At 71.5% G+C, this 3802-nt stretch carries 2 protein-coding genes; both read left to right on the forward strand.

The genetic code is table 11. From position 1 onward, the window contains the following. Positions 1 to 333 precede the first annotated feature (333 nt). The gene (locus D7V97_RS41035) at positions 334 to 1794 is read left to right on the forward strand and encodes a DEAD/DEAH box helicase (protein ID WP_120615990.1); all 1461 of its coding nucleotides are present in this window, start codon (positions 334 to 336) and stop codon (positions 1792 to 1794) included. A gap of 161 nt (positions 1795 to 1955) precedes the next feature. After that, positions 1956 to 3802, forward strand: a 1847-nt coding sequence (locus D7V97_RS41040; protein ID WP_147445201.1) for a serine/threonine-protein kinase, incomplete at its 3' end; no start/stop codon positions are given.

Consider the following 3802-nt stretch of genomic DNA (forward strand, 5'->3'; position numbering starts at 1 on the left):
GAAGGGGGGCCCCGTCCTCCGGAACGTTGGGTTGGGGACTTGGGGAACAGGCGGACTGCAGTGCTGTTCGAAATCTCCACAGCCACCGGTCCGCTGGCCGGATGGATTTCCCGGGACATTGCCCCCCGTTGCAGGCAGTGTGACTTCACCGTGAGCAGCACCGGGAATCCTCCCGGGGGGCTTACGGGTTCCTGGAAACTTCCAGGTGCTTCGGGCCGCTTCGCGGCCTGACCGCGCACCGCCAGGCGCCCCCGCAATACCGCGGGAGGGCGCGCTGCGCGGTCGGCCCCCCGCCTGAGGGGGAAGCGCGCCAACCCATCATTGCGGGATTACATGACTTTTGACGAACTGCAGTTGACTGACTCCCTCCTCAAGGCCGTGAAGGCCGAGGGCTACACCACGCCGACGCCCATCCAGGTGAAGGCGATTCCGCACGCGCTGGCGGGCAAGGACGTCCTGGGCGTGGCCCAGACGGGCACGGGCAAGACGGCGGCGTTCGCGCTGCCCATCCTCCAGCGCCTGTCGGCGAAGGCCCCCGCGGGCGGTGCGCGTCCGGTGCGCTGCCTGGTGCTGACGCCCACGCGTGAATTGGCGAGCCAGGTCAGTGAGAGCTTCGGCACCTACGGCAAGAACCTGCCCCTGCGCCATGCCGTGGTGTTCGGCGGCGTGGGCCAGACGCCGCAGGTCCAGGCGCTGCGCCAGGGGGTGGACATCCTCGTGGCGACGCCGGGGCGCCTGTTGGATCTGATTGATCAGGGCCACGTGACGCTGCGCGCGCTCGAGGTGTTCGTGCTCGACGAGGCGGACCGCATGCTCGACATGGGCTTCATCCATGACGTGCGTCGGGTCATCAAGGTGCTGCCGAAGGAGCGCCAGACGCTGTTCTTCAGCGCGACGCTGCCGCCGGACATCGTGGACCTGGCGCGCAACATCCTGAAGGACCCCATCCGGGTGGAGGTGTCGCCCGCGTCCACCACCGCGGAGACGGTGAGCCAGCAGGTGTACTTCGTGAAGCGCGAGGAGAAGCGCGCGCTGCTCACGCACCTGCTCCAGGATCAGAAGGCCATCCCGCGCGCGCTGGTGTTCACGCGCACGAAGCACGGCGCCAACCGCGTGGCGAAGCAGCTCACGCAGGCGGGCGTGCGCGCCGACGCCATCCACGGCAACAAGAGCCAGAACGCCCGCGAGCGCGCGCTGGACGAGTTCCGCGCGGGCACGCTGCGGGTGCTGGTGGCCACGGACATCGCGGCGCGCGGCATCGACATCGACGGGTTGAGCCACGTGTTCAACTACGACCTGCCCAACGTGCCGGAGCAGTACGTGCACCGCATCGGCCGCACCGGCCGCGCGGGCGCCAGCGGCCAGGCCGTGTCCTTCTGCGACTCCGAGGAGCGCGAGTACCTGCGCGACATCGAGCGCACCATCCGCCGCAGCGTGCCGGTGGTGGCGGATGCCTCCTTCCGCTCGCTGCTGCCCGCGACCCTGCCGGGAGACCTGGTGGAGGATGACCGTCCGCCGCTCGCCGGTGGACGCGGTGGCGGCCGTGGCGGTGGCCAGCGTCGCGGCAATGGCGGTGGTGGTGGCGGCGGTGGACGCGGTGGCGGTCGCAGCGCGGGGGGCGGCCAGGGTCGCTCCAGCGGCGGCGGTCAGCGGCAGGCGAGCGGCGGGGGCGCCCAGGCGTCCCGCGGTGGCGGCCAGGGCCGTGCCGCGTCGCCCCGTCCGGCCGGCGCGCCTCCTCCGGCCGCGGGGGCCAGCACGCCTCCGCCCCGGCGTCAGTTCTCCAAGTGGGGCTGAGTCCCGGCCGCCCTCCGGGGTGAGCAGGGAATGATCGACTTCAAGACGCCCGGATCCTCGCGTGAGGGTCCGGGCGTTCGTCTGTCCGAGGCGTGGTAGGGTCACGCCCCGTTTCGCGGTGGTGCCTTGCACCCTTCTGTCATCAGGACACGCCCTCTTCCATGACGCGCTCGGCTGACGGTGAGCTGCACATCGATTCGGTCCTCCGGAACACCTACAAAGTCGTCTCCGTGTTGGGACGGGGCGGCATGGGGTCGGTGTTCCTGGCCCAGCACCTGCGGCTTCCGGGCAAGCACGTGGCGGTGAAGGTGCTGCGCGTCGGCGAGCACGTGAGCCCGGACCTCCACGTGCGCTTCCGGCGCGAGGCGGAGATCGCCTCCCGGTTGGGGCACCCCAACATCGTGGAGGTGCTGGACTTCGACACGCTGGAGGACGGCAGTCCGTTCCTGGTGCTGGAGTACCTGCGCGGGGAGAGCCTCCAGGATCGGCTGCGGCGCGGGCGGCTGTCGGTGGAGGAGGTGTTCTCCTTCACGCGGCAGATGGGTTCGGCGCTGCAGACGGCGCACCGCGCGGGCATCGTCCATCGCGACTTGAAGCCGGCGAACATCTTCCTGGTGCCCACCGACTCCGGCGGCGTGGTGGGCGAGCGCGTGAAGCTGCTCGACTTCGGCATCTCGAAGGTCATGTCCTCGGAGACGCTCCAGACGCAGGACGCGGTGCTCATCGGCACGCCGCAGTACATGTCGCCCGAGCAGGCGCAGGGGCGCAACCGGCAGATCGACGCGAGGACGGACCTGTTCGCGCTGGGCGGCATCGTGTTCGAGATGCTCTCCGGGATGACGCCGTTCGGCGGAGGTTCGCTGGCGCAGATCATCTACCGCGTGGTGCACGAGCCGCCGGTGTCGCTCGCCACGCTGATGCCGGAGCTGCCGGCGAACATCCCGGCGGCGGTGTCGCGCGCGCTGGCGAAGAACCCGGATGATCGCTACCCGGACGTCGGAGCGTTCATCGCGGACCTCACCGGGACGACGCTCCAGTCATTGCCGGAGACCGCGGAGATGCGAGCGTCGCGGACCTTCACGCGAACGTCGCCGCCGTCGGGCATCGCCCTGCCCTCCTCCGCGGCGCCGGGTGACGCGGAGGCGATGGGCGCGACGATGGCGCCCGTGAACAAGGCGCCGTCCACGAACCGCTTCGGTCCGGGTGATCTCGCGGCGGCGGACGCCATCGGCTTCGATGCGACAATGGCCCCTGGAGGCACGGCCCAGTACGGACAGCAGCCCCAGGCCCATGTGCCAGAAGACACGATGGGCTTCGGCGCCACGCAGCTGCCGAGCCCGGGCGTCGTGAGGCCCTCGGGCGTGGCGCTGCCCGCGGTGGCGGCCGGAGCCGTGGCCTCGCAGCATGGCGCCCCGGTCCAGGGAAGCATCGCGGGGCAGTCGTACGCGAGCGGTGGATTCCCCGGCCAGTACGCCGCGCCGGGCAGCATGGGTGGGCAGCAGGCCGTGCCGGGCATCGTCACGGGTCAGCACGTCGCGCCCGGAAGCCTGGGCGGACAGCAGGCCGTGCCGGCCAGCTTCGGTGGCCAGCAGCTCATGCCGGGCCAGGTCACGGGTCCGCACGCGGCATCGGGCAGCATGGGTGGACAGCAGGCCGCGCCGGGCAGCTTCGGTGGCCAGCAGCTCATCCCGGGGCCGCAGGCTGCATCGGGCAGCATGGGAGGGCAGCAGGCCGTGCCGGGCAGTCTCAGTGGTCAGCCGGGCACTCCCGGTAGCGTCGCAGGGCACCTCCTGGGCCCACAGGGGCAGCCACTCGCCCCGGTGAGCATGAGCGGCTCCACAGGACAGCCCGGTCCATCGCCGCTGCCCGTGGAAACCGCCGGTGGCACGCCGAAGTCGCGCCTGGTGCCCCTCGTGGGCACCGCCGCGCTCATCGTGGGCGCCGTGGGACTGGGCTGGTGGTTGCGGCCATCCCCGCCTGTCGCCCCGCCGCCGGTCGTGAGCGCGCC

The organism is Corallococcus sp. CA053C (assembly GCF_003611675.1).
Taxonomy (GTDB): domain Bacteria; phylum Myxococcota; class Myxococcia; order Myxococcales; family Myxococcaceae; genus Corallococcus.